This window comes from Chania multitudinisentens RB-25, assembly GCF_000520015.2.
GTDB classification, from domain to species: Bacteria; Pseudomonadota; Gammaproteobacteria; order Enterobacterales; family Enterobacteriaceae; genus Chania; species Chania multitudinisentens.
Genome location: NZ_CP007044.2, coordinates 2,362,186 through 2,387,578, shown reverse-complemented (window position 1 = coordinate 2,387,578; position 25,393 = coordinate 2,362,186). Strand labels below are relative to the sequence as shown.

At 48.1% G+C, this 25,393-nt stretch carries 24 protein-coding genes, 1 other RNA gene and 2 pseudogenes; 13 read left to right on the top strand and 14 right to left on the bottom strand.

Translation table 11 applies throughout. The annotated features are described in order from the left end of the window. Positions 1–36 precede the first annotated feature (36 nt). A complete protein-coding gene (gene trmN / locus Z042_RS10515) occupies positions 37–816 on the bottom strand; it encodes a tRNA(1)(Val) (adenine(37)-N(6))-methyltransferase TrmN (RefSeq protein ID WP_024913199.1) in 780 nt (259 codons plus the stop codon). A gap of 98 nt (positions 817–914) precedes the next feature. Here trmN and srmB point away from each other — a divergent pair, with 98 nt between their 5' ends. Beyond that, positions 915–2,225, top strand: coding sequence for an ATP-dependent RNA helicase SrmB (srmB, locus tag Z042_RS10510; RefSeq protein WP_024913200.1), 1,311 nt, complete (start codon positions 915–917; stop codon positions 2,223–2,225). 135 nt (positions 2,226–2,360) lie between these two features. Here the strand turns inward: srmB and grcA are convergent, their stop codons facing one another. Continuing rightward, entirely contained in the window at positions 2,361–2,744 is a 384-nt protein-coding gene (gene grcA, locus Z042_RS10505) for an autonomous glycyl radical cofactor GrcA (RefSeq protein ID WP_024913201.1), read from the bottom strand. 357 nt (positions 2,745–3,101) lie between these two features. On the opposite strand from grcA, the gene ung reads away from it, so the two are divergent. Beyond that, the gene (ung, locus tag Z042_RS10500) at positions 3,102–3,785 is read left to right on the top strand and encodes a uracil-DNA glycosylase (RefSeq protein ID WP_024913202.1); all 684 of its coding nucleotides are present in this window, start codon (positions 3,102–3,104) and stop codon (positions 3,783–3,785) included. Positions 3,786–3,832: 47 nt separating this feature from the next. Here the strand turns inward: ung and Z042_RS10495 are convergent, their stop codons facing one another. Next, on the bottom strand, positions 3,833–4,060 hold the full coding sequence (locus tag Z042_RS10495; RefSeq protein ID WP_024913203.1) for a DUF1127 domain-containing protein: 228 nt from the start codon (positions 4,058–4,060) through the stop codon (positions 3,833–3,835). A gap of 245 nt (positions 4,061–4,305) precedes the next feature. Further along, positions 4,306–4,890, bottom strand: coding sequence for a nucleotide exchange factor GrpE (grpE, locus tag Z042_RS10490; protein WP_024913204.1), 585 nt, complete (start codon positions 4,888–4,890; stop codon positions 4,306–4,308). Positions 4,891–5,014: 124 nt separating this feature from the next. On the opposite strand from grpE, the gene nadK reads away from it, so the two are divergent. From nadK to bamE, 3 genes are all read left to right on the top strand, one after another. After that, positions 5,015–5,893, top strand: a complete 879-nt coding sequence (gene nadK / locus Z042_RS10485; RefSeq protein ID WP_024913205.1) for an NAD(+) kinase — start codon at positions 5,015–5,017, stop codon at positions 5,891–5,893. 86 nt (positions 5,894–5,979) lie between these two features. Further along, complete coding sequence (recN, locus tag Z042_RS10480; protein WP_024913206.1) at positions 5,980–7,641, top strand: DNA repair protein RecN; 1,662 nt, start codon at positions 5,980–5,982, stop codon at positions 7,639–7,641. A 103-nt stretch (positions 7,642–7,744) separates the two neighbouring features. Beyond that, positions 7,745–8,083 carry an outer membrane protein assembly factor BamE gene (bamE, locus tag Z042_RS10475; RefSeq protein ID WP_024913207.1) on the top strand — a complete coding sequence of 113 codons (339 nt, stop codon included), beginning with the start codon at positions 7,745–7,747 and terminating at the stop codon, positions 8,081–8,083. Positions 8,084–8,202: 119 nt separating this feature from the next. Here the strand turns inward: bamE and Z042_RS10470 are convergent, their stop codons facing one another. Then, positions 8,203–8,487, bottom strand: coding sequence for an RnfH family protein (locus Z042_RS10470; protein WP_024913208.1), 285 nt, complete (start codon positions 8,485–8,487; stop codon positions 8,203–8,205). After that, positions 8,480–8,914 (bottom strand): type II toxin-antitoxin system RatA family toxin, encoded by a 435-nt coding sequence (locus Z042_RS10465; protein WP_024913209.1) that lies wholly within the window; start codon positions 8,912–8,914, stop codon positions 8,480–8,482. Before Z042_RS10465 ends, Z042_RS10470 begins: the two co-directional genes overlap by 8 nt. Before the next feature lie 161 nt (positions 8,915–9,075). On the opposite strand from Z042_RS10465, the gene smpB reads away from it, so the two are divergent. From smpB to Z042_RS10455, 3 genes are all read left to right on the top strand, one after another. Continuing rightward, positions 9,076–9,558: an SsrA-binding protein SmpB gene (gene smpB, locus Z042_RS10460; RefSeq protein ID WP_024913210.1), complete on the top strand. Its 483-nt coding sequence runs from the start codon at positions 9,076–9,078 to the stop codon at positions 9,556–9,558. A gap of 49 nt (positions 9,559–9,607) precedes the next feature. After that, positions 9,608–9,971, top strand: a transfer-messenger RNA (tmRNA) gene (gene ssrA / locus Z042_RS24995). A 204-nt stretch (positions 9,972–10,175) separates the two neighbouring features. Beyond that, positions 10,176–11,408 carry an integrase gene (locus Z042_RS10455; protein WP_024913211.1) on the top strand — a complete coding sequence of 411 codons (1,233 nt, stop codon included), beginning with the start codon at positions 10,176–10,178 and terminating at the stop codon, positions 11,406–11,408. Between the two features lie 29 nt (positions 11,409–11,437). Here the strand turns inward: Z042_RS10455 and Z042_RS24520 are convergent, their stop codons facing one another. Beyond that, positions 11,438–12,196 carry a hypothetical protein gene (locus Z042_RS24520; protein ID WP_024913212.1) on the bottom strand — a complete coding sequence of 253 codons (759 nt, stop codon included), beginning with the start codon at positions 12,194–12,196 and terminating at the stop codon, positions 11,438–11,440. A gap of 126 nt (positions 12,197–12,322) precedes the next feature. Here Z042_RS24520 and Z042_RS24990 point away from each other — a divergent pair, with 126 nt between their 5' ends. From Z042_RS24990 to Z042_RS10435, 4 genes and pseudogenes are all read left to right on the top strand, one after another. Then, positions 12,323–12,535, top strand: coding sequence for an AlpA family transcriptional regulator (locus Z042_RS24990; RefSeq protein ID WP_071882819.1), 213 nt, complete (start codon positions 12,323–12,325; stop codon positions 12,533–12,535). 122 nt (positions 12,536–12,657) lie between these two features. Continuing rightward, positions 12,658–14,109 carry a YfjI family protein gene (locus Z042_RS10445; RefSeq protein ID WP_024913213.1) on the top strand — a complete coding sequence of 484 codons (1,452 nt, stop codon included), beginning with the start codon at positions 12,658–12,660 and terminating at the stop codon, positions 14,107–14,109. A 295-nt stretch (positions 14,110–14,404) separates the two neighbouring features. Beyond that, positions 14,405–15,019, top strand: coding sequence for an inovirus Gp2 family protein (locus Z042_RS10440; protein ID WP_024913214.1), 615 nt, complete (start codon positions 14,405–14,407; stop codon positions 15,017–15,019). A 226-nt stretch (positions 15,020–15,245) separates the two neighbouring features. Then, a pseudogene (locus Z042_RS10435) lies at positions 15,246–15,938 on the top strand (IS256 family transposase); the annotation flags it as partial. A gap of 58 nt (positions 15,939–15,996) precedes the next feature. Here Z042_RS10435 and tnpC read toward each other — a convergent pair. The 3 genes from tnpC to tnpA form a co-directional block, all read right to left on the bottom strand. Further along, positions 15,997–17,529, bottom strand: coding sequence for an IS66 family transposase (gene tnpC / locus Z042_RS10430; RefSeq protein ID WP_024914512.1), 1,533 nt, complete (start codon positions 17,527–17,529; stop codon positions 15,997–15,999). Positions 17,530–17,595: 66 nt separating this feature from the next. Beyond that, the gene (gene tnpB / locus Z042_RS10425; protein ID WP_024914513.1) at positions 17,596–17,931 is read right to left on the bottom strand and encodes an IS66 family insertion sequence element accessory protein TnpB; all 336 of its coding nucleotides are present in this window, start codon (positions 17,929–17,931) and stop codon (positions 17,596–17,598) included. Then, positions 17,925–18,227: an IS66 family insertion sequence element accessory protein TnpA gene (tnpA, locus tag Z042_RS24985; RefSeq protein WP_071882818.1), complete on the bottom strand. Its 303-nt coding sequence runs from the start codon at positions 18,225–18,227 to the stop codon at positions 17,925–17,927. The genes tnpB and tnpA overlap by 7 nt, the downstream gene beginning before the upstream one ends. 87 nt (positions 18,228–18,314) lie before the next feature. On the opposite strand from tnpA, the pseudogene Z042_RS10420 reads away from it, so the two are divergent. Next, positions 18,315–18,830, top strand: a pseudogene (locus Z042_RS10420) (IS256 family transposase); the annotation flags it as partial. An 875-nt stretch (positions 18,831–19,705) separates the two neighbouring features. Here Z042_RS10420 and Z042_RS10415 read toward each other — a convergent pair. The 4 genes from Z042_RS10415 to Z042_RS10400 are packed head-to-tail and all read right to left on the bottom strand — an operon-like array spanning position 19,706 to position 25,158. Beyond that, the gene (locus Z042_RS10415) at positions 19,706–23,584 is read right to left on the bottom strand and encodes a P-loop NTPase family protein (RefSeq protein ID WP_024914506.1); all 3,879 of its coding nucleotides are present in this window, start codon (positions 23,582–23,584) and stop codon (positions 19,706–19,708) included. A gap of 40 nt (positions 23,585–23,624) precedes the next feature. Further along, complete coding sequence (locus Z042_RS10410) at positions 23,625–24,596, bottom strand: reverse transcriptase family protein (protein WP_024914507.1); 972 nt, start codon at positions 24,594–24,596, stop codon at positions 23,625–23,627. Further along, positions 24,577–24,867: a helix-turn-helix domain-containing protein gene (locus Z042_RS10405; protein WP_024914508.1), complete on the bottom strand. Its 291-nt coding sequence runs from the start codon at positions 24,865–24,867 to the stop codon at positions 24,577–24,579. The genes Z042_RS10410 and Z042_RS10405 overlap by 20 nt, the downstream gene beginning before the upstream one ends. Before the next feature lie 51 nt (positions 24,868–24,918). Beyond that, entirely contained in the window at positions 24,919–25,158 is a 240-nt protein-coding gene (locus Z042_RS10400; RefSeq protein ID WP_024914509.1) for a hypothetical protein, read from the bottom strand. Positions 25,159–25,393: the final 235 nt, after the last annotated feature.

Below are 25,393 nucleotides of genomic sequence, written 5' to 3'. Positions count from 1 at the left end.
CCCTTCCCCTTCTTATTTTGGGAGGGGAATGCCGTCTCAGTAGTTCAAGTAAAAGTCCGTAATTAATTGGCGGAAATCGGCAGTATAGCTGCCATCCGCCAGTTTGATGGCCAACTCTGTTTCTTCTTTCTCTACTGGATTGCGAGTCAGTGCCAATAGCATACGGTGCCGCAAGGTTTCGGCCTGATCGCTGATATTCAGCCGACGAGCTGAATACCAGCCACGTTGGTGTGCATTCACTTCAAATGCTTCGCCAATAGCATAAGGTAATATCAGGCAAAAATGGCCGCCTTCAGCAATCAAACGCTCGGCGCAATCCAACAGAGCATCATGAGTCAGGGTTTCAGTATAACGAGCATTGGTACGCGCCCGATCGCGGCAGGCTACGGCGGGTTCGAAATACGGTGGATTACTGACAATCAAATCATAACAATGCGTATGGTGCCGCGCAAAATAATGGATATCCTGCGTATATACCTGAATTTTTTGCGGCCAAGGGGATTCCAGCACATTCTCACGCGCTTGGGCTGCGGCTTCGCTATCCAGCTCAACAGCATCAATAATGGCTTCGGCTGCCGCACGCTGCGCCAGCATCAACGCAATCAGCCCGCTGCCACAGCCAATATCCAGCAGTCGGCGTGCCTGCCCCAATAACGCCCAGGCACCGAGCAATACCCCATCGGTGCCCACTTTCATCGCACAACGATCGTGAGCAACAAAAAATTGTTTGAAGGTAAAACCACCGCGGCGCGGAGGCTGTTTGATTTTAGATTGATTACTCACAATAGCCACCAAGAGACAAAACTGGCGTAGCATAAGGCAATCTGATTGCGGGTAAAAGTGATGCTTCCCTTAAAAAGGGTGAACCCTAAGGCTAACCCGTCTATAATCGGCGCCCCAAGTAGAGGTAGACCATGACAGCAACCCAATTTTCTGAACTCGAACTCGATGAACGCCTGATCACCGCACTGCGTGATAAAGGTTACGATCGCCCCACAGCTATTCAAGCCGCAGCGATTCCCCCGGCAATGGATGGGCGCGACGTATTGGGTTCTGCGCCAACTGGCACGGGCAAAACCGCAGCATTTTTGCTACCCGTTTTGCAGCATTTGCTGGATTTCCCTCGCAGAAAATCCGGCCCACCGCGTGTTTTGATTCTCACCCCAACACGTGAGCTGGCCATGCAGGTGGCCGATCAGGCACGTGAATTGGCTGCTCATACCTCGCTGGATATCGCCACAATTACCGGTGGCGTGGCTTACATGAATCACGCAGAAGTGTTCAGTGAAAATCAGGACGTGGTGGTAGCAACCACTGGCCGCCTGCTGCAATACATCAGGGAAGAAAATTTTGACTGCCGCGCGGTTGAAACACTTATCCTTGACGAAGCTGACCGCATGCTGGATATGGGGTTTGCGCAAGATATCGAAACTATTTCAGCTGAAACTCGCTGGCGTAACCAAACCCTGTTGTTCTCCGCAACGCTGGAAGGCGATGCCATCCGCGAATTTGCCGAACGCATCCTGAAAGAACCGGTAGAAGTGGAAGCCGACCCATCGCGCCGCGAGCGCAAAAAAATTCTGCAATGGTATTATCGCGCCGATGATATCAAGCATAAAACCGCCCTGCTGGTGCACCTGCTGAAGCAGCCAGACGTCCAAAAATCCGTCATTTTCGTGCGCAAACGCGAGCGAGTGCATGAATTAGTCGCTTGGTTACGTGAAGCAGGTATCAATACCTGCTATCTCGAAGGTGAAATGGTGCAAGCCAAACGTAACGAAGCGGTAAAACGCATGCTGGATGGCCGAGTGAACGTGCTGGTTGCCACCGATGTTGCCGCACGTGGTCTGGATATTTTGGATATCACTCACGTGTTCAACTTCGATATGCCTCGTACCGCAGACACCTATCTGCATCGGATTGGTCGTACCGGCCGTGCCGGGCGCAAAGGCACGGCGATTTCTCTGGTTGAAGCCCACGACCAGTTGCTCTTGGGCAAAGTGGGCCGCTATCTTAATGAACCACTGAAAGTTCGCGTAATTGAAGGACTCCGCCCGGTCACCAAAGTACCAAGCGAAAAAAGCAACGGGAAGCCTTCAAAGAAAGTGCTGGCAAAACGCGCCGAAGACAAGCTGAAGAATAAAGAGAAGGCTAAAGTAAAAGTTCGCCATCGCGATGCGAAAAACGTTGGTAAACGCCGCCAACCAAAAGCGAAACCCGAGTAATAACGTTGCTTTATTTTTTGAAAACCGCCTGTTTTGATGGCGGTTTTTTTATGCTCTTAGTGCTATTACGCTAGCACCCACTTATCGCTCGGCACAAAAAAGGAGCCGAAGCTCCCTTTTTGACTCATCCTGAACTTACAAGCTTTCAGTAAAAGTACGTGCAATAACGTCACGTTGCTGTTCTGGCGTCAGTGAATTGAAACGCACAGCATAGCCAGAGACACGAATAGTCAGCTGTGGGTATTTTTCTGGATGCTTGACCGCATCTTCCAGCGTCTCACGGCGCAGTACGTTCACGTTCAGGTGCTGCCCACCTTCTACACGCACAGTAGGCTGCATTTCCATCGGAACTTCGCGGTATTCGATCTGACCCAATTCACTGACAGGAACGATCTGATCTTCAGCATAATCCGCTTTAGCGCATACGCAGCGGGCTTCTGATTTTTCTTCATCCAGCAACCAGAAAGAGTTCACCAGTGCCTGATTGCTCGCTTTAGTGATTTGAATACCAGTAATCATTTTGTTGCCTCCGTAATAAGGGAGAAAATTTCTCTATTGCCGAAAACCCATTCTGGATTCCGGCTATTTGGTAAAACCAATGTTGTCTTGTTGTTCTATATACCAGCCTGACCCGGTGAATTCTTTGATTAAAGTCAATTTTTAAGGGGTGGGCTGATACTCGCCAAAGGCAAATTTATGTTTTATATCAATTTTACCCTTTTGCTCTACCTTAATTATTTTTGTAAATTTTCAAAAAAATTTGTATCTCGTGCCTGACAAACCTGGATAACTCATTATAAAAGCAGGTTTCGCTACGCAGCAGTAAACGGTAAGCTATACCCCGTGAATTGTTAACGAAAACAAAGGAGAGCGTTTATGTCTACCTCCCCCACTTGGCATGACGTCATTGGCAAAGAAAAAGAGCAGCCTTATTTTCTTGAAACGCTCGCCTTTGTTGCCACAGAACGTCAGTCTGGTAAGACCATTTATCCGCCGCAGAAAGATGTGTTCAATGCCTTCCGTTTTACCGAACTCGCCGATGTTAAAGTCGTGATCCTCGGTCAAGATCCTTACCACGGGCCGAACCAGGCTCATGGCCTGTCGTTTTCCGTGCGCCCTGGTGTTCCCGCTCCGCCATCATTGATGAATATGTATAAAGAATTGATGACCGATATTCCTGGTTTTGAACGCCCGAACCACGGTTATCTGCAAAGCTGGGCAGAGCAAGGCGTATTGCTGCTCAATACCGTATTAACCGTTGAAGCTGGGCGGGCACACTCTCACGCTAACCTAGGTTGGGAAACGTTTACCGATAAAGTGATTGCCGCGCTGAATGAAAATCGTGAAGGCATAGTGTTCCTGCTCTGGGGATCACACGCGCAGAAGAAAGGGAATTTTATCGATCGTAAACGCCATCATGTCCTGAAAGCGCCTCATCCATCACCGCTTTCCGCACATCGTGGCTTTCTCGGCTGCCGCCATTTTTCGCAGGCTAACCATTTGCTCGAACAGCAAGGGACGGCACCGATCGATTGGACTCCACGTTTGCCGCAGGAATGATATTCCACACCCTATGCCCTGCCCGGGCATAGGGTGGCCGGTAATGTTTACCACGGCCTACGTTCATAATTTCTATTGTGGCTTCCCCGTTCCACATCGCTACGCCTGAGCCCAATATCCCGCAGTTGTTCATCACTCATCGCCGCCAGAGCTTTTTTTGCTGCACACCTGTTGAGCCAAGCTCGCCAACACTGTAGCAACCAAGTACTAAATTTACGTTTCCCAACAGCATCGCTTTGCCGATGTTCATTTGCTTCTTCCAGTAGACCATCCATGACTCTCTCCCTTTCACCTGTTTTACAACCAGTGTGCCGTCAGGCCAAAAAGGAATACAGATTTAGGTTTTTTATATTTAAAGCATACAGATTCAAAAAATTAGTGGCTGTATCACAAATAAATGCGAGATCTGTAATAGTGGAATCAAGAAGAAGGTAAGCGCTGTGACGATCTGGAAGAATGATGTCTAGATAAAAAGAACAAAGGCACCCTAGAAAGGTGCCTTTGCTTTCAACCAAAAGCGCTATGCTTTGGCTTTAGAAACCGCCACCATTGCCGGGCGCAATAAGCGGCCATTCAGCGTATAGCCTTTTTGCATTACCATCATCACGTGGTTTGGCTGAAGGTCGGCTGATTCCATCATGCTCATCGCCTGATGCACATCTGGATTGAAAGGCACATTGATATCACCAACAATCTCAATGCCATACTTGCGTACCACATCCAACAGCGACTTGAGCGTGAGCTCAATACCTTCGATCATCGCCACCAGTTCTGGATTATTTTTATCTGCCAGTTCAAGCGCACGTTCAAGGTTATCGATCACCTGTAGCAGATCACCACTGAACTTCTCCAGTGCGAATTTGTGCGCTTTTTCAATATCCAACTCGGTGCGGCGACGGATGTTTTCCACCTCGGCCTTAGCGCGCAGCAGGCTGTCACGCTCGCGTTGCTGCGCCTCAGTCAGTTGGGCCTCCAATTCGGCAATGCGTTCATCACGAAGATCGGCACCTTCTATTATCTCTGGTATGCCTTCCTCACGCTGTGCTTGCTGTTCCATCTCTTCCGAGACTTGCTCATTTGGCGTCTGTTGTTCTTTACTACTCATGAATATCTCCGCGTTTTAGCATTAATCTCGCAACTTGGCTTATTATGGGGATCAAAACCGGGGTTTCAAGTCAACCGGTCACAATGTGGGGCATAAACCAACCCCAGTGAGGAAAATCACAGCAATGAATAAAAAATTTACCTGTATTGGTATTGTTGGCCACCCGCGCCATCCTTCTGCACTGGCAACGCATGAGATGTTATTCCATTGGTTGATCGCACGTGGTTATTCAGTAATCATTGAACGCCAGATTGCCTATGACCTCGGGCTGCAAGATGTGGTGACCGGCAGCCTGGCGGATATTGGCCAGCAGGCCGATCTGGCGGTGGTGGTTGGCGGTGATGGTAATATGCTGGGAGCCGCACGCGTACTGGCACGTTACGATATTAAGGTTATTGGGGTTAACCGCGGCAATCTGGGGTTCCTGACCGACCTTGATCCCGATAACGCTCTACAGCAGTTGGCCGATGTGCTGGAAGGCGAATACATTGACGAACAGCGCTTCCTGCTGGAAGCCATCGTACATAAAGAGCACCAACAATGCCGCATCAGTACGGCAATTAACGAAGTCGTGCTGCATCCCGGCAAAGTGGCACATATGATTGAGTTTGAAGTGTATATCGACGATCGCTTTGCCTTTTCCCAACGCTCCGACGGCCTGATCATCGCCACTCCAACCGGTTCCACCGCCTATTCACTCTCCGCTGGCGGGCCAATATTGACCCCATCTCTAGAGGCTATCGCGCTCGTTCCCATGTTCCCGCATACACTTTCTGCACGACCATTGGTCATTAACGGCAGCAGCACCATCCGCCTGAAATTCTCCCACACTGGCCGCGATCTGGAAATCAGCTGCGATAGCCAGATTGCGCTACCGATACAAGAAGGTGAAGAAGTATTGATTCGCCGTAGTGATTTTCATTTGAATCTTATTCATCCAAAGGGCTACAGCTATTTCAATACATTGAGCACCAAACTGGGTTGGTCAAAAAAATTATTCTAAAAATCGCATCAGCTACTTTACTGTATATAAAACCAGTTTATACTGTATTAAATTACAGGCATGTGTTTATGCACAGGAAGGTTTCTATGTTGGCGCAATTAACCATCAGCAATTTTGCTATTGTTCGTGAGCTGGAGATCGACTTCCAACCGGGTATGACAGCCATCACCGGCGAAACCGGGGCCGGTAAATCAATTGCCATCGATGCACTGGGTCTGTGCCTTGGTAACCGAGCCGAGGGTAATGTTGTGCGTCAAGGCGCTTCCCGTGCGGATATTTGTGCACGTTTCTCTCTGGCAGATACTCCCTCCGCCCGTGCATGGCTGGAGCATAACCAGCTTGATGATAGCAACGAATGCTTGTTGCGCCGTGTGATTGGCTCTGATGGCCGTTCCCGTGGTTTTATCAATGGCACTGCCGTTCCTCTTTCACAACTGCGCGAACTGGGCCAAAGACTGATCCAGATCCACGGCCAGCACGCACACCAATTACTGTTAAAACCCGAACACCAGAAACAACTGTTAGACGCCTATGCCGGCGAACCTGCGTTGCAAATAGCCATGCGCCAGGCTTACCAACAATGGCACCAAAGCTGCCGCGAACTGGCACAGCATCAGCAACAATCCATTGAGCGCGACGCCCGCAAGCAACTGTTGCAATATCAACTGAAAGAGTTGAATGAATTTGCACCACAGGCGGGCGAATTTGAACAAATCGACACTGAATATAAACGCCTGGCTAACAGTGGCCAATTGTTGACGCTCAGCCAGCAAGCATTGCAACTACTCGCTGATGACGAAGAACACAATATGCTCAGCCAGCTCTATAGCACGAAACACCTGCTCGTTGAGCTGGCAGGCATGGATGAAAAACTCAGCGGCCTGCTGGAGATGCTTGAAGAAGCTTCGATCCAAATCAGCGAAGCCAGTGACGAACTACGCCACTACACCGACCGTATGGATCTCGATCCCAATCGCCTGCATGAACTTGAGCAACGCCTTTCCCGGCAAATCAGCCTGGCTCGCAAACATCATGTTGCACCGGAAGAGTTGCCCAATCTGCATCAGCAATTACTGGATGAACAACAGCTGCTTTCTCAGCAGGAAAACGATCATCAACACCTCAGCGCAGCTGTTGCTCTGCATCACCAACAGTCCTTGATACTGGCCGAACAATTGCATCAAAAACGCCTGTACTATGCCGCAGAACTGGCCATATTAATTACCGACAGCATGAACACCCTCTCAATGCCACATGGTAAATTCCATATTGATGTACATTTTGAGCCAGAGTATCTCAACAGTGAAGGGGCGAACCGCATTGAGTTTTGTGTTTCCACCAACCCAGGCCAGCCATTGCAGCCTTTAGTAAAAGTAGCATCTGGCGGTGAGCTTTCCCGTATCGCATTGGCTATCCAGGTGATTACTGCACGTAAAATGGAAACTCCAGCCTTGATCTTTGATGAAGTTGATGTGGGGATCAGTGGCCCAACGGCTGCCATTGTTGGCCGCCTGCTGCGCCAGCTTGGGGAATCGACACAAGTGATGTGCGTTACTCACTTGCCGCAGGTCGCAGGGTGCGGTCATCAGCATTTATTTGTCAGTAAACAAACCGATGGTACAGAAACCGAAACTCAGATGTCATCATTGGGTAAACAAGCTCGTTTGCAAGAGCTGGCACGCCTGCTCGGTGGCAGCGAAGTCACCAAAAATACCCTGGCAAACGCAAAAGAATTGCTGGCCGCATAACTTTTTTACTTTCTTGAGGTCATATTGGAGCCCTGTAAAGGTTCCCAACTGCTGCAAGGTCTATTATCATCGGCATCCTATGCCCTAAAGGAATGTGATTACTATGCGCTGTAAAACACTAACAGCTGCTGCTGTGGTTCTTGTGATGCTGACAGCAGGTTGTTCTACTTTTGAGAAGGTGGTTTACCGGCCTGATATCAATCAGGGTAACTATCTGACCCCTACCGATGTGGCAAAAGTCCACAAAGGGATGACGCAACAACAGGTTGCTTATACATTGGGTACACCAATGATGCAGGATCCGTTCGGTACTCAAACATGGTTCTACGTATTCCGCCAACAGCCTGGTCATGAGAAAATTACGCAACAGACTCTGACTCTGACTTTCGATAGCGCTGGCGTATTAACAGATATTCAGAATAAACCGGCACTGACACAGTAAATTGAGCCAGAAATTGTCTTCTGGCCCGTGAGGATGAGGATAGGTGAGACTCTTCACGACAGTCCCAGGCTGCAACTCGGAAGATAAAACTCTGGCGCAAGTAAGGCGTATGTAGCGCCTTATTTTTTTGCTTTTTCCGCCCGTTGGCGGCGTAGTTCTTTGGGATCTGCAATCAACGGCCGGTAAATTTCCACTCGGTCACCATCATTGAGCACATCGCCCAATTTAGCTGGCCGACTGTAAATCCCTACCTTATTACTCTTTAAATCGATATCGCTCCGCAGCTCAAGTAACCCAGAAGCCAAAATCGCCTGCTCAATGTTGCTGCCCTGGGCCAACATTACCTGCCGCACATACTGCCGCTCCGGCAACGCATACACCACTTCAACCTGTATTTCAGACACTATAAATCTCTTTTGCGCGCTGGGTGAATGCCTGCACCATATTACCCGCCAGTTCTTTAAATACTTTGCCGAAGGCCAATTCGATCAATTTGTTGGTGAACTCAAAATCCAAATGCAGTTCAACTTTACAGGCCTCTGGGCTTAACGGTGTGAACTGCCATCCGCCCATCAACTTACGAAACGGGCCATCAACCAGCTGCATATTAATGCTTTGGTTATCCTGCAACGTATTACGCGTGGTGAAGGTCTTACTGATACCCGCTTTCGCAACGTCAACCGCCGCAGTCATTTCATTATGAGAAGCGGTAATCACCCGGCTACCAGTACAACCTGGCAGAAAATCGGGATAAGAGTGAACATCATTAACCAACTGATACATCTGCTCAGCGCTGAACGGCACCAATGCAGACCGACTGATCTGGGGCATATCATTTCCTGTGAGGCATAAAACGCACAGATAATACCATTTATCTATCATCAAACAAAAAATCTGCCAGATATTTAATGATTCCCAAACGCAAGAAATTGCGCAGGTGTTGAATAGGAAAGGATTTCTTTCGCTGCCGCATCCAGTATAATGCTCACACTATGACAAAGAAAAAAGCCCACAAACCCGGTTCCGCTACCATTGCGCAAAATAAGCGAGCACGTTTCGAATACTTCATCGAAGAAGAGATCGAAGCGGGTTTAGCCTTGCAAGGTTGGGAAGTAAAATCACTGCGTGCTGGCAAAGCTAACATCAGCGACAGCTACGTGATGTTCCGTGATGGTGAAGCCTATCTGTTTGGTGCAACTATCTCGCCACTTAACGTTGCTTCAACTCATGTAGTATGCGATCCCACGCGTTCCCGCAAATTGCTGTTGAAAAAGCGTGAGTTAGACTCACTGATTGGTCGTGTTAACCGTGAAGGTTACACCATTGTTGCTTTATCCATGTATTGGAAAAATGCCTGGAGCAAAGTGAAGATTGGCGTAGCCAAAGGTAAAAAAGAACACGATAAACGCGATGACATCAAAGATCGTGAATGGCAGACGGCGAAAGCCCGTATCATGAAGCATGCCAATCGCTAAGCTTCTGGCTTAATTGGGTAAACTTCTGATATACTGCACACAGTTACTTGGGGCTGATTCTGGATTCGACGGGATTTGCGAAGCCCAAGGAGCATGCCGAGGGGCGGTTGGCCTCGTAAAAAGCCGCAAAAAAATAGTCGCAAACGACGAAAACTACGCACTAGCAGCTTAATACCCTGCCTAGAGCCCTCTCTCCCTAGCCTCCGCTCTTAGGACGGGGATCAAGAGAGGTCAAACTCAAAAGAGATCGCGTGGATGTCCTGCCTGGGGCTGAAGCGTTAAACCTAATCAGGCTAGTTTGTTAGTGGCGTGTCCATCCGCAGCTGGCAGGCGAATGTAAAGATTGGACTAAGCATGTAGTGCCGACGGTGTAGTAATTTCGGACGGGGGTTCAAATCCCCCCAGCTCCACCAAAATCTTCAATCGATGATTACCAGAGTCATCCGATAAAGTCTAAAGAGCCCGCATGGCACAAGCCCTGCGGGCTTTTTTGTGCCTTCAATTTGTCCCTCGAAGTCTGAAGCCAACTAATTAAATCCGAACCTTTTAGGCACCTTGTTAGGCACCTCGTAAAGCATTATTGTTTTTGAGGTGCCTAAAACTATGGAAACCCTGCAATGGCAAGACAAACCAAACCTTTATCCGTCAAGGAAATCGAATCCGCCAAACCCAAGGAAGCGGACTACGTTCTCTATGATGGCGATGGCCTTGAGCTACTCATCAAATCAAGCGGCAGTAAGATCTGGCAGTTTCGCTACATTCGCCCTGTCACTAAGAAGCGTGCTAAAAAGAGCATTGGCCCTTATCCGTCAGTCACCCTTGCCGATGCTCGAAGCTACCGGGCAGAAGCTCGTGCTCTCCTGACAAAACAGATCGATCCTCAGGAGCATCAGCAAGAACAACTCCGCAGCACTCTTGAAGCCCAAACTAATACTTTCAAACTTGTAGCTGAACGTTGGTGGAGTGTGAAGAAGACCAGTGTGACAGAGGACTATGCAGAAGATATCTGGCGCTCACTTGAAAGAGATGTCTTCCCAGCGATTGGCGATATGAGCATCTCTGATATTAAAGCACATACTCTGGTCCAAGCAATTCAACCTGTTCAGGCTCGCGGAGCATTGGAAACTGTCCGTCGCCTGTGCCAACGCATCAATGAGGTCATGGTTTATGCTCAAAACACAGGTCTGATTGATGCAGTCCCCAGCGTCAATATTGGCAAGGCATTCGAGAAGCCTCAGAAAAAGAACATGCCAAGCATCCGCCCAGACCAACTACCGCAACTCATGCAGACTATGCGTACCGCCAACATTATCCTACCAACACGCTGCCTGTTCATGTGGCAACTTCTTACTATCACCCGCCCTGCCGAAGCGGCTGAAGCCCGCTGGGACGAGATAGACCTGGAAGCACGAGAATGGAAAATCCCCGCATCACGCATGAAAATGAACCGCGACCACACTATTCCATTGTCAGACCAAGCAATGGCTATTTTAGAAATGATGAAACCACTAAGTGTAAATCGAGAGTTTGTTTTTCCCAGTCGCATCAAACCGACTCAATCAATGAACAGTCAAACTGTGAATGCGGCGCTAAAACGCGCCGGGTTAGGTGGCACACTCGTTTCTCATGGTCTGCGCTCCATTGCCAGTACGGCTCTCAACGAACAAGGATTTCCACCAGATGTTATTGAGGCAGCATTGGCCCACGTAGACAAAAACGAAGTACGCCGCGCATATAACCGCAGCGATTATCTCGAGCAACGTCGCCCGATGATGCAATGGTGGGCTGATTTCGTGACTACCGCAGAAAATGGGAATCTACATTCAGGATTTTTGCGATTAGTAGGGTAATAACGCATAAATGAAGTGTCTCTGGCGCTTCATTTTTTTTTCTTTGTTCGGACTGTTTTATTAAAAGCCTCAAGAAGTTGATCATCTTTATCCTTAGAAGCCCATTGTTTTAATGTTATGACTAAATTGTCAGGGTCCAAAGTAATACGCTTTTCAATCTTATTTTGTTGTTCAATAAACTCCCACAGTTCAGCAGCTATCGCTTCAGCCGCTTTTGTTCTATTTTTCCAGCCGCCATTAGGGGGGACATTTTCATACAGTAACTTCACAGCCTGTTCTTTAACTGGGATATTCAAAGCAGCCTTTGCCACCCCCCCTCTAATCGCCCCCTGTAACATTACCCAATCGGAAACTTCACCTCTTTCTATCTGAGTAAAAGCTATACACATTCCTCTCGCAGCCTCAAGATGACATACCGCTTCGAGGAGTGATTTCAACGCTTCAAAATGATTAGTATCTCGCAGATATTTGGCTCTTTGACACTCTCTAAGTGCGCTTTCTAAGCGGTTATGAAATGACCCAAAAACGCTAGGCCATCCATCTCTATTTTTAAGCTTTAGCGCTGGGTCTAATGAAGCAAGTGTAAGTTTCGCCCGATCGTAAGGATCAGTCGATGAGAATTCACCAATGAGTTGATCTAAAAAGAGTTGAACATCAGGATTTTTGTAATCCAGCATCGGCCAGGCAGATTCCCACGAGGTACTTGTTAACCAACTAGGTATCGTTCCACGGACATCTTCGAACCTTTCAATGAGAAGAGCGTAAGTTTTTTCAAAAAACATATCCATAAAAATCAACCGGTTAATTAAGTTAATGTTCAAATAAAAAAAACGAGTAGGCACAACTATTTTTTTACAGCCCCCATGTCCGTAATCTCCCTGCAGCCAAACAAATATGACTCAGGAGAACAAGCTATGACATCGTCTAACGTAAAGATACTGCGCCTACCTGCTGTCGCGCTCAAAACAGGTCTTTCCAGGTCCACAATCTATGACTGGATGAACCCAAAATCTCCCCGCTTTGACTCAACGTTTCCAAGACCAAGGTCTTTGGGGAGTCAGTCAGTGGGATGGCTAGAAGCTGAACTTGATGAGTGGATTCTACAACGAATCCACTCTGTTCCATGAAGATTTATTTCACAGCAGGTGGATAGATTGGCATCTATGTCGTTTTACGCTGCTATTTTGCTATTAGTAGCAGAATAGCTGCCCAAGCATGAGGCACAAGCTAAAAAAGAGGAGGTTAAACGTTGAGTGAAAATGAATTCCCCACGGGAATGCTTCCCCCCTCAATGCAAGAAGTTATCAGTGAAGTAAGAAATTTGACTCAAGCACCTGTATCCATGATTGCAGTAACTGCTTTGTCAGTAATTGCTCTAGCATGTCAGGGGGCAATTGATGTTCGCAGAATGGAAGGGTTGGTAGGGCCTACATCTCTTTACTTCATTATAAAAGCCTTGTCCGGAGAGAGGAAAAGCACGGTAGAGAAAGTTCTGATGAGTGCAATGTATCAATTTGAACAGGAGCAGCATGAGATTTACAAAAAAAACGTAGAAACGTATAACCAAGAAATGGAGATATTTAAGGTTCGAAAGAAAGCATTACTTTCGGAGCTAAGGGTAAATACCCGAAAATGTAGGGATACTTCAGATGTGGTTGAGCAACTGAGCGAATTACATAGGTCATACCCTAAGTCACCAGTGCGCTACAAACTGATATTCAATGATGTCACACCCGCAGCTATGAAAGAATATCTTTGCGGCGATTATAATTCTGTCGGTCTGATGTCCCATGAAGCAGGGAGCGTTTTTGATAGCCATGCATTGAGGGACTTACCTTTCATGAATCAAATGTGGGATGGGTCAACGGTATCAGTACAAAGGAAAAATGCGGATGAAATTCTGATAAAGAATGCAAGACTAACTTTATCTTTAATGACTCAACCCAAGCCATTTAATAAATTTATTATGCGAAATGATGAAGAGGCCAGAGGGAATGGTTTTTTGGCTCGCTTCCTTATTTGCGAGCCGGGTTCAACACAAGGTTATAGGCTCATTGAAAACCAAAATATATCAACTAAAAACCTAAAGTCGTTCCAGAATCGACTAATGGAGATAATAAAAAAAAGCACTGAGATACTTAATAACGGAGAAAAGAAATGCCTGCGATTTACTAATGATGCAGAAAAGCTTTGGATTAAATTTCACAATGATACCGAAGTAGAAACGAGAGATACTGGTTTATTAGCGGACTTTAAAGATTATGCCTCCAAAATGGCTGATAACATGGCGAGAATTGCTGCGTTGCTGCACTACTTTTGGGGGTATCCTGGTGATATTTCATTAGATGCTGTCATTTCAGCAAGGGCTATTTGCTTATGGTTTGGTGATGAACACATTAGATTATTTAGTAAGAGTGGGGAGCAAAAGTTAATCATGAATGATGAAAACGAATTGTGGGAATGGATAAATAACTATTGTAATCAAAACTTGGTAAAAACAGGAAAGCCATATATGAAGAAAAATGCAATATTACAACTTGGGCCAAACCGGTTCAGAGACAAGACAACTCTCGATAATACATTAACTGCGTTGTTGCTCAATGGCAGAATTCAGGTTGGTAAGGAAGGACGAACCACAATAGTGAAACCTAAAATGATAAACAAAACTCCAGCAGAGTTACTGCAAGGATTAGACTTGTAGCAGTCGCCATTTTTCAAACCTAATTGCAGAGTTACTTTTAAATAGTCACCACAGGCTGGGGCTGACTTCATCTCAAATTTAGGCGTAGGAAAAGGTATTATAATGGTCACATCCTCTTACTACCTGTTAATAGTTAGCTAAGAGATATATTAACAGTCAGATCATAATAGTATTCTAGTACTAAGATCTGATACCAGTATATACCCCTAACTCTGAGCAAGTATAGCCCTGTCTGTGTGGCAATAACCAATACGGTCCCTGACAGACCGTAGGACCAACCACATAGGTATATATTATGAAAACATACATTGGATCGCATGGATTACACAACGCAGACAATCTAGACACAATACTTGAGGTGCTCAGCTATTCCACTAACGAATATCCCAGCATTATGGCCGTACGTACTGATTACCATTACCCCCCCATACTGGAAGATACCGTCGGCTGCTTCCATAACCTTAAACCTGGAGCAATATCCCGGTCGATAAACGCGTTAAAAGAGATGTTGAAAAACAGTGAGCTGCGAAGAAAGCGTAACGGTGCACGGGTTCACCCCAATACCCTGCGTAATGTGTGGGCTAAAGAATTCAGCCAGTCAGGGAAATGCCACTTCCACGTTTGCTTTGTGTTCAACGAACAGGCCTACAACAAGCTGGGAGATTATAATATCGACACCAGCTTACGAATGATGATCACCAGAGCCTGGTACAGTGCATTAGGACTGGAACTGGAAGACTACCCTGGGTTGGTTCACTTCCCTGATAACTGCCGGTATATACTGGACCGGAATTCGGCAGATTATATCTATGAGTACGGGGAGCTACTACATAGACTGGACTATTTGACCAAACTTGATAGCAAAATTTACGAAGAAGGTGAACGCAACTTCGGAGGTAGCCGGAAATAGCCATGTGAGCAGGCCTTCTCTGCGTGGGAAGGCCTTTTTTACTTCAGAGTTAAGTAATATGCCCCACGATCGCACAAATTAACCGGTAATCAGTGACGTAGAAAATCTCCGGGCTATCAGCGCTTTGCTCACCGATAAAGAAGACCCAAGCCTTATCTTTTAATCTTTTGGGAGTGTTAGAAATTCTGTGTCATTCCAGTAATATATCCCTAAAAAGGAATGACACATGTCCCAACCCTTCGATTTCGACAAAGCGCTTAAGGCACTCCAGTCCGGCCAGGCATTAACCGGTAAAGATGGTGTTTTAACTCCGCTAATCAAACAGTTAACTGAGGCTGCTCTGGCCGCTGAGCTCGACTCTCATCTGGCTCAGGATGTTGAAGCCAACCGTAAAAACGGTTCTGGTAAAAAGACTATTAAAGCCCCGACCGGCAGCTTCGAACTGGCGACTCCGCGTGATCGTAATGGCTCTTTTGAGCCTCAGTTAGTGAAGAAGCACCAGACCACACTGTCCGATGAAATTGAACGCAAGATCATCCGCCTGTTTGCGCTGGGGATGAGCTACCAGGATATCAGCCGGGAGATTGAGGAGTTATATGCTTTCAGTGTTTCCACCGCCACCATCAGCGCTGTAACGGATAAAGTCATCCCCGAATTAAAACAGTGGCAGCAGCGCCCGCTGGAGAAGGTTTATCCTTTCGTCTGGCTGGATGCCATTCACTATAAAATCCGCGAGGATGGCCGTTACCAGAGCAAAGCCGTTTACACTGTGCTGGCGCTGGATCTGGAAGGCAAAAAAGACATTCTGGGCCTGTATCTGTCGGAAAGCGAAGGCGCAAACTTCTGGTTATCCGTATTAAGCGACCTGCAAAACCGTGGCGTTGAAGACATTCTGATCGCCTGCGTGGATGGGCTGACCGTAAGCGTCCGGCGAACTCGCGTTGTGTTATTAAAGTAGTGTAATAAACTGGTGGATATTAGCTGAAGCTGTTTTCGGCGTAGGGTAATAGCTCGCTGAGCCTATTGCTGGGCCAAGTCGGCAAGCGGGTCAGCACATCGCGCAACCAGACGTAAGGGTCGTGACCGTTGAGTTTGGCGGTTTCCAGCAGACTCAGGATAGCCGCCATCCGTTGCCCAGCACGCAACGACCCGGCAAAGAGCCAGTTTTTGCGGCCTATGGCCACCGGACGGAGGCAGTTTTCAGTGCGATTATTGTCGATGGGTACGCGGCCATCGTCCAGGTAACACAGCAACGCAGGCCAACGTTTCAGGGTATAGTCCAGCGCCTTGCGCAGCCCGGAGTTGGGTGCCGAGTGTGTCTGTTGCAACAACAGCCATTGATGGAAGGTCTCCAGCCGGGGTTTGGCGTATCGCCGTCGCCATTGGCGTTTCTTATACGCCGACCGAGGTTTGATTTTACGCTCAAGCTTATAAAGCTCACGGATTGTATCCAGCGCAACCTTGGCCACCGGGCTTTTGTTGGCAGTAAACAGTTCGAAGAACTTGCGCCGGGCGTGCGCCCAACATCCAGCCTCAAGTGCCTGGCCGCTGTCGAACAACGCCTGGTAACCGGCATAACCGTCCACCACCAGGGTACCGCGCCAACCCTCAAGCACATCGCGGGCATACTGACCACTGCGCCCCGGCTGGCAATCATAAAGCACTATCGACCGGTCAGCCCCCAGCGCGGTGATATAAGCCCACAGATAACCGCGTTGGGTTTTGCCCTTGCCGGGGTCGAGGATGGAGAGCGGGGTTTCGTCGGCCTGCAGGACCGGGTGTTGCAACAGGTCCTGATGCAGCGCCTGGGCCAACGGTTTCAGGGCAGCACCCACGGCACCGAACCAACCCGCCAAGGTACTGCGAGGCAGGTCGACACCGCTACGTTGATATATCACTTGCTGACGGTAGAGCGGCAGGTGGTCAAGACTTTTGGCACACACCACCTGCGCCAGCAGACCCGGACCGGGCAGACCTTTTTCAATCAGCTGTGCCGGTAGCGGCTCGCTGACGACTGTTTCACAGTGTGCACAACTGAACTGCGGGCGGACATGGCGATGCACGATGAAGCGAGCCGGAACATATTCCAGCCGTTCGCTGATTTCATCACGAATGAAGCGCAGGGGGTAACCACAGTCTGGGCAGCTATCAGACGCCGGCGCCAGACGAACCTCTTCCCGGGGCAGTTCACGCGGCAGAGGTTGGCGCTTGGGTACCTGCGGTTTGGGTGTTTTCGGCTCGGGTAACAGAGTCGCCAGTTGCTGCTCGATATCGGCGGCATCGGCCTCGATATCTTCGTCGAACAACCCGCGCTGTTCGCCCTGGAAGGCTTCGCTTTTACGCCCGAAGCGCCACTGACGGGCGTTTTTCAGTGCGTCTTCCAGTTGCTGGATATAGCACGTTTGTGTCTGGTTTCGCTGCGTCTGCTGTTCAAGGTCTGCGAGTAATTTCAACGCCAGAGTGCGCAGTTCGTCGGGGTCTTTTGAGGTCAGCAAGGCATCGATATTCATGCGAACACTTTATCAACATGGCACCATATTGTCATTGATAATCAATGTATTAATCACTATTTTTCGTTATTTCCAGCCGGTTAAATCCAGACCATCCACCCGCTGCCAGTCAATGCCTTTCATCAACCAGTCGACCTGCTCGGGTGACAGCAGCCAGGCGACATCACCTTGTCGGGGCCAGACAAAATGGCCTTGATGAAGACGACGCAGACACAGCCAGACGCCGTGCTTGTCCCAGCGCAGGACTTTGATGCGCGAGCGTGCCTTGTTGCAAAAGACAAAAGCAGCTTCCCCTTGCCAGGGTTGGTGCAGGTGGTCGGTAATGTATTGCGTCAGGGTATCAATGCCCCGGCGCATATCGACGGGCTCCCGTGCCAGCCAGATGTGGTGCGGTGTTAACATAGGGACAGGGCCTGCATCACCGCCCGCAATTGCGTCGGAAGACACCTGACCGAACAGCCATTGGGGAGGTTGAGCGTTACCGTGTCAGCATCATTATTCCCGGGCATCACTCGGTGCGCAGGAATAAAGGCAGCGGGAACGCTCACGGTAGCGTCATCACGATGATGCTTTAGCCAGTAATAAAAGGTGGCTGGGTTCAGGTCATGCTGTCGGCAATAGTGTTTTTTAGACAATCCGCTCTGTTGCCAGGTGTCGAGATGTTGTTGCCGTTCACTGTGAGAATACCGTTTTGCCATATTTCCCCTCCGATTCGTTGTCTTGAATGAAGGCAGCATGTGGCAACAGAGTTTTGCTAGCAATATGAGATCACCGGACGCTTACGGCTGACCGGCTTCCCGGAAGCAATAAACAGTATTTATCCGCAAACGGAAGTTCAGCTATGTATTATTCACCAGATACGTAACTCGATTAAATATGTGGCGTCGAAGCACCATAAAGCGTTCATGGCTGACCTGAAGCCAGTGTATCGTGCGGTGTCAAAAGAGGCGGCGGAAACGGCGCTGGACGAGCTGGAAGCAAAATGGGGCCAGCAGTATCCGGTGGTGCTCCAGTCGTGGCGTCGCAAGTGGGCAAACCTGTCGGCGTACTTCCGCTATCCGGCGACTATCCGCAAGGTCATTTACACCACGAATGCTATCGAATCGGTACACCGTCAGTTCAGGAAGCTGACCAAAACCAAAGGTGCTTTCCCGAATGAAAACAGTCTTCTGAAGCTGCTTTATCTGGGTCTGAGGAACGCACAGGAGAAATGGACAATGCCCATTCAGAGCTGGAATTTGACATTGTCGCAGTTAGCCATTTATTTTGAAGGGCGGCTGAATAATGTGATGACACTGTAGAATTTTTAACGTGACACAGAATTCTGAACACTCTCAATCTTTTTGCTTTAGCTTCCTGTGCCTCTGTCCGAGCAGCTTCCAACTCTTTACTTACCACTGTCCGCTTGGCTTTTGACCACCCAGCCCATTTTATGTGGATCTGGTAACTTCGGGAAGGTTTACGCTTTCCTGATTCGTCTTCTGCCCACGCGCCAGACAACGGGATGATGAGTTTTTCATCATCTTCAACAAATTTATTCCAGAGTAGTTCAGCATAAAAGATCTTTGGCTCCGGGTAGGGCTGAATTTTACTTTGGAGCTTTTTAAACACCTCTGAGTAAGTTTGCCCCTTGATACCAGGAACGTTTAGCGACATTCCTCGATCATATGGGAAGCGGATGAAGGCACGGCAAATATTGCGGATAGTATTCACTTGACGCCGGGATTGTCGTTCAGGTGAATTACCTTCACCAGATACTGAGGATGCTGAACGCGTCGAACTGGACTTGCTTTCATCACCTGCGATACTTGGTTCAACAACCGGGCGTTGCTCAATCAACTTTAATCCCGAGGGCATTAAACTTGGAGCACTGTCCAGTATGTTGCGGACACTCTCCTTCTGCCCCTGGCGAATTACTGTGCTTTCAGCATCAGCATCACATTCATGATGATGTTGAATATGGCGTTTCTTTTTAAAATAGGCTCTGACTTTTTTATCTTTTTCCCATGCAGCCGGATGCATGGTTATACCACATCCCCAGCACACGTAGCCTTCAGTATCAACGCTATCCAGCAGCCAGAGATCTTCAGCCTCGACTTTTTCTCCGGTACGTTTATCACGTGCAGATTCCATTACTTTCTCCTTAACGCAGAACGTTTGTATAGGCTAGTAGCCTTTATTCAAACCGCTGTTCCCTTTCACTATCTTCCCGTTGTTCGCATTCTTTTTGGCGTTCTACCCACTGAATCATTTTTTCACAAACTACTTTGGCAGCCTCAGAGATACCTGGGCATTCGTGTTTGAGCAATTGACCCATCGCATCCGCTCTAAGTTGCATGACGTTCGCCCGACTTCCAGACCAAGATGAAGGAATAACTCGCTCAGCGAAAGAATCAAGAACAGCTTTTGGATTAGGTGAGGCCTCAAGAAACTTGATAGCATCTTCCGTCAAGGTAAGTTCGTTCTGCTCGGGATCTTTTGGTGCTTCATAGATCAATGCATCCTTTGACCAAAGAGTTATACCAGCCGCAATAGAAGGCCATACGTGTGGATCATTTTTTGCCTTACACCACTCAATTAAGTCGTCGACATCAATTTTGGCAAGCGGTAACCCACGTGAGCTACTACGGTTAATAAAAAATAATCTTCTTTTTTTCTGTTCTTCATCCCCTTCAAAAATGCGATCAAGGAATGCCTCAGGCATCAATGCTGCGGTGGTCTCAATGGACTTTTTAAACGACTGAATATAACCGTAGTGCCTATCAACAATAGAAAAAATCGTGTCCAGCCATTCTAACTTTTCTGACTCATTGCCATCAAAACGCAGCGCAGCACCAACGACGAGCTCCATTCCATAATCTCTGGACCCACCAGAGGCATTATCATCTCTGTTGAGTCTATGGATTGCGGCTCTCAGGCCAGCCTGCCTAAGGTCCGTACCAAGAGTATCAACTGTTTTATCCTTGCCATGAACCTTCATGCTGAGAGCATCTAAAACTACATCATCGCCATTTGGTTTACTCAGCAACTGGAGAGTAAGATCAAGAACACAGTTTCTTGGTAAATTAGCATATTGATCTCTCCACAGGATCGGTCCATACATGGGCAAATTAGTGTCAGACTCATCCAGAAGCGTCATGCAGCGCTCCAAATCCTGTACTGTGTACTCCCGCCGCGGATGCAAGCTAACCAATACCTGTCTAAGTTCAGGATGCTGCACACATTGGTCAAGAAACTCCTGCGCTAATGCTGGATCGACAGAGTCAACTTCTTCAATGAAGCCTCCTATGACTCCAAAGTCTTTATTAACATCTGGCTGCTTTTCTATTTGTTCAACAAGTCGCTGCCAGCCAATACGTAGATCATGTGCCCCTCGAGCAAGTCCTCGACCAAAGACGGCGCGATAGGGCATTCCACCGATGAAGAACAGCTCTGCTCCTAACTCCTCAAGCACATGATTTGATAAGGCAAAGTCCTGTCCCAATTGAAGTACTTTGGCTTCCAGTCGTTTTCCAACTGCGGCATATTTATTGGAGTCCTCATGATCGAAATCTGCATCCAGTGCCCAATAATCATGATTTGTACTCAATACATATGTCTTTATTGTTGGAATTAACTCCGTGGGCTCCAACTCCTTCTCTAAGGCAGCAAGATTGTCCGGCAACTGCTTAACATCATCTCCATCGCTACGTTTGGTATAGTCAAGATAGACCGTTGAACGAACGGCTTTCCAACCTTCCCCCCAAGGACTAAAAGCATTTAATGTACGGGCAGCATCGACGAGTTTGTCTCGCATCGCTTCTTGAAACCAAATTCCCCTGAATTCGTTAGCTAGGATTGATCGTGCGGGCCCTTCAAGCTCAGGATCTCCGGATGTCCCTAATCGGACCACAACGTCAATAAAGGCGCTGCGCCATTCTACAAGTTCATCATAGTTGGGTTCGTATCCATAGTCCCTTGGTCGGGCTCCAAACTCATTCACCCCAAACCCTGACCACGGTGGGCCGTCCAAGGCAGTTGACAGCATTTTGAAACCTAGAGATCTGCGCGCCACCATGTCTGATGCAATGCATTCGTTCATTAAATCAATACGCTGGCTCAGGGATGAGTGAGTACCAGACAGGTACGCCTGGAAAAACCTTGGGACCATGTTTCGAGCAGAATGCTGGTCATTATTATCGGCTTCGTCGTCTGCCATTCGAATAAGGAGCCTGGCGCATCGCTCAAAGGCGTTCGGTTCGTATGCCAATACTTGTAAAAGACTGAGAACGCTTCGCCGCTGTGGGTTGTAGCTAGGTTCCACACCTTTAAAATCAGATGAGGAGAGTACGGCCTCAATTCGGTTGAGTAATGCTTCAGGTGCAACTGGCCCGATATACTCAAGTATTCGTGCCGAAGCGTCATTTAGTTCGATTATACTCCCTAGCATGCCTTCAGGCTGAAGCCAAGCTTCAACAATCTCTCTCGCAACAGGGTGGTCATGCAACAGCCCAAGCCGGTGTGCAAAAGACATTAATAAACGCTCACAATCCGGAGCTTCAAATGTCGCCCTAAGTTGATCAACCGGAATACTATTAAGTGCAGATGCTGCCAACTTGTTAGCAATGGCATGGGGAAGTATGGCTCTCCAGTGGGATCTCTTCTGAACAACATGACGTTCCATCAACTTCGTAACAGCTTTGAATAACTGGATTTTAGGATACCCAAAGAATGCACCCAATATTTCCAGTTCATCGGTAACAGCATCTGGACTAGAGACCGAGAACGAATATACCAGAGACAATATTTCAGCTTGCTCCCGTAAATTACCGTCGGGATGATTACGCTGTTCAAACAAGCGATTAAACAACTGCGCATCAGAAAGCAGAGCCAAACTCTCACCTTCCTTCCCCCTCTCCGCTATAGCCAAAGCAACTCTTGCATTTCCGTCTGCAAACTCAGCAATTCGGCGGGCATTATTCTGACCAATAGAAGGGAAGCGACGGATAAGAAGTTGCTCTGCCACCTCCGGACCATCTGTCTCAATGTGGATGACCTCTGTTGTCTGTGGTTTGTCATCTCTAATGTCGTACTCGATAGTGATGAGACTTACTTCTCTTCCAGAGGCTGATACTTTGCTGGCAAGTGAAGCGTGTAGTTCTGATGGGCAATTGTCGAGGATCATGATGGCTCGTCGGCCCTCAGCGATCAGCTTATCGAGCATCGCCGTTGCCGAAGGCACTGGCTCAGATCCAGTATCAACATAAATAGCTACTGTTCGGTCAAGCGCATCTGTTCCAACTGTTTCATCGAAGAGTGCCTGAACGATCCTTGTCTTCCCAACACCAGACAATCCTGTAATACGAACGGCCTTATTCGTTGACCGGATAAGAGCTCGCATTGGGCTAATTGCTTCATCAATTTTGAGTTTTTGCCCCTTTCCCGATGGCAAAGTAATGGTTACACCAGGGGCTGAGATTAAAGTGTCCGTAACACCTTGTGGTGGATTGCTCCACGCACCGTATGGTTGCCAACCGGAATACCCTTGTCCAAGTTTCCCTTTTGTCCACAGCATGACTGATTGGTGTTGGCGCAACCATTGAATGAGTTTGGAACGATCGTAGAAATCAAGATGAAGATTGCCTTTGTTGGGATCATCTTTTACTGCATCTCGCATTGCTTTGAGACGGTTCGCTTTTCCTGACGGCGAGCAATCATCGCCTAAGCTGACAATTATGTAGCTACCTTGCTTTCTAGCTTGTTCAGAGATGATCGATGAAAGCGCTTTGCCAGTGCCCATTTCCTTCTCGATTGCAGACTTTGGCATTGTAGGTTTCTTTGCCTGAAACACGGTATCAGGCCTTACAAGAAAGCCAGCATTCAGTTGATCAACTGGAATCTGAACATGGATATCAACGCCTCCGTCTGGGGCAGTGATTGAACCAGACCAATTTACACATGCTGGGCTATGGCCATACATTGCCACTTCAGCTTCCGCAAGCCTAGCAATCAGCTCTTCTAGCTGAGTATCGGAGAGCCGAAGTAATTCGGCTTTTTCAATGTCAAAGATTGCCACGCCTTCACCTTAGTAAAAAATTTTTGTCATAGTTCTTACACTAGGGACACTTATTCATCCGTTCCATTTTCTTAAGGGCACGCAAGCGCTGTTTGAGTTTTTCCGCTTTGCCGGGATGGAATCTAGCTAGTAAATGAACCTGGCCCAACGTTTGTGCATAGGGGCCTTTACCGAACTCGATAATTTCGCCCCTCAGGAAAGCCTGCTCCAAATGATTGACCGCCGAGCGTATCTGGCTTTGTCTGGAAGCAGAGAGACCGGGCTTTGAATTCACCGAAAGCCGGGTAACTTCCATCCGCTCTCCAGAGGTTTTAATTTCGTGTTTAGTTCGTTTGGGTCGGTAGCCATGCCTGAAAAGCATGCCGTAGACACAGGCTATCACAGCCGATTTAGCCGAGTTATCAAGAAAGTTTACTGACGAGACAGCAATATCATCAACGTAGCGAGAGTAAATTAGTCCACGCGCACGGAGACTGGCCTGCAGTACCGGTTCATCTTTCCAAAACGCAAGATTGGCCAGAAATGAACTAGTAATAGCACCCTGAGGTAGTTCTTCCTGTCTCGTCGTCAGTCTGGTCAAACATTCTGCTACTTCCTTTCCGAAACCAAAAAAATTCCGCCATATGTTTTGCACTATCGTGGCTGAAGTTGACGGGAAAAAACACGTGATATCTTCATTAATAACGATTTTCGCGCCAATATGCAAAGATGCGTTGACCTTATAATCGCATCCTTTCAGGCTGCCGGTCAGGTAAGCCGGATAAACAACGTTGTCCAGGATGTTGCACCTGATGCTACGTTGTACTTTTTTAAGCGGTTCATAGGCATCCCAAGTCTGGCGCACACTACCGTCGGGCTTCGTGAGGCTGCTAGCGAGCCGGTACATCTGATCCGCTCGACGAGCGAGGCTGTTGAGTTCATCAAGGGAAGTATTCAGCGCTTTTGACAGCGCCGCCATATTGCTGATGCGTCGTCTGCAGTAGAAGGGGGAGTCAGACGGAATGTGATTCATTAAGCAGTTCCAGCGCAGTGCGCGCGAGTTCTCCCTGGAGGCCTTTGTCAATACCGTTCAAATCACCGGCCTCAGCAGCAATAAAGAAAATAATGCTGACAGGGATCTTCAGAGCAGCAGCAATGCTGTTGAGAGTGGAAAGCGTCGGATCACGCTTGTTGTTTTCCAGCATAGAAAGATAGGAGACAGAGCATTCCGCCTTATGCGCCAGATCCGTCTGTGATATTCCCCTTCTTGTCCGGCACAGCTTGATGGCCTGTCCGACATTCATAAGTTACCCCGTAAATAAATATTGGGCCTGCTGCGTCTTGGCTTTGTTGCATTATTTCATCCAGTCATCAATGTTTGTGATCAGACGAACCACAACGTCAATAATACGCAGTGCCCGGAAGACAATATCGTCAAACCGGAACCCGCTTTTTACCGGGCCGTCACGATGAGTGCGTAACTGCCGCAATACATCGTCCAGCTCCGCCAGAGCGCCAGCATCGAGTTGGCTGCAGTGAGCATCGCGCAGCTTTTCTAGCGTTGCGATGGTGTTCTTTAAAGTATCGTGATTCATGTTGCTCTCCTTTGAATCGGCAAAACGCCGAAGCCCCGTAACAAGGCGATGGCCGAAAGGAGCCAACCCGATGCGCAAGCCCAACACCAGTCTTCGCGACGATGAAGCCCCGTTAATTCCGATAGTGCAGTTGCCCAGTAGCCGCATATCACGACTGGCTGCATATCACCATCAAGATGAACGTGCTTCAGACTGACCGATTACACTGGTCTGCCCGTCAAAATCTCCAACACCG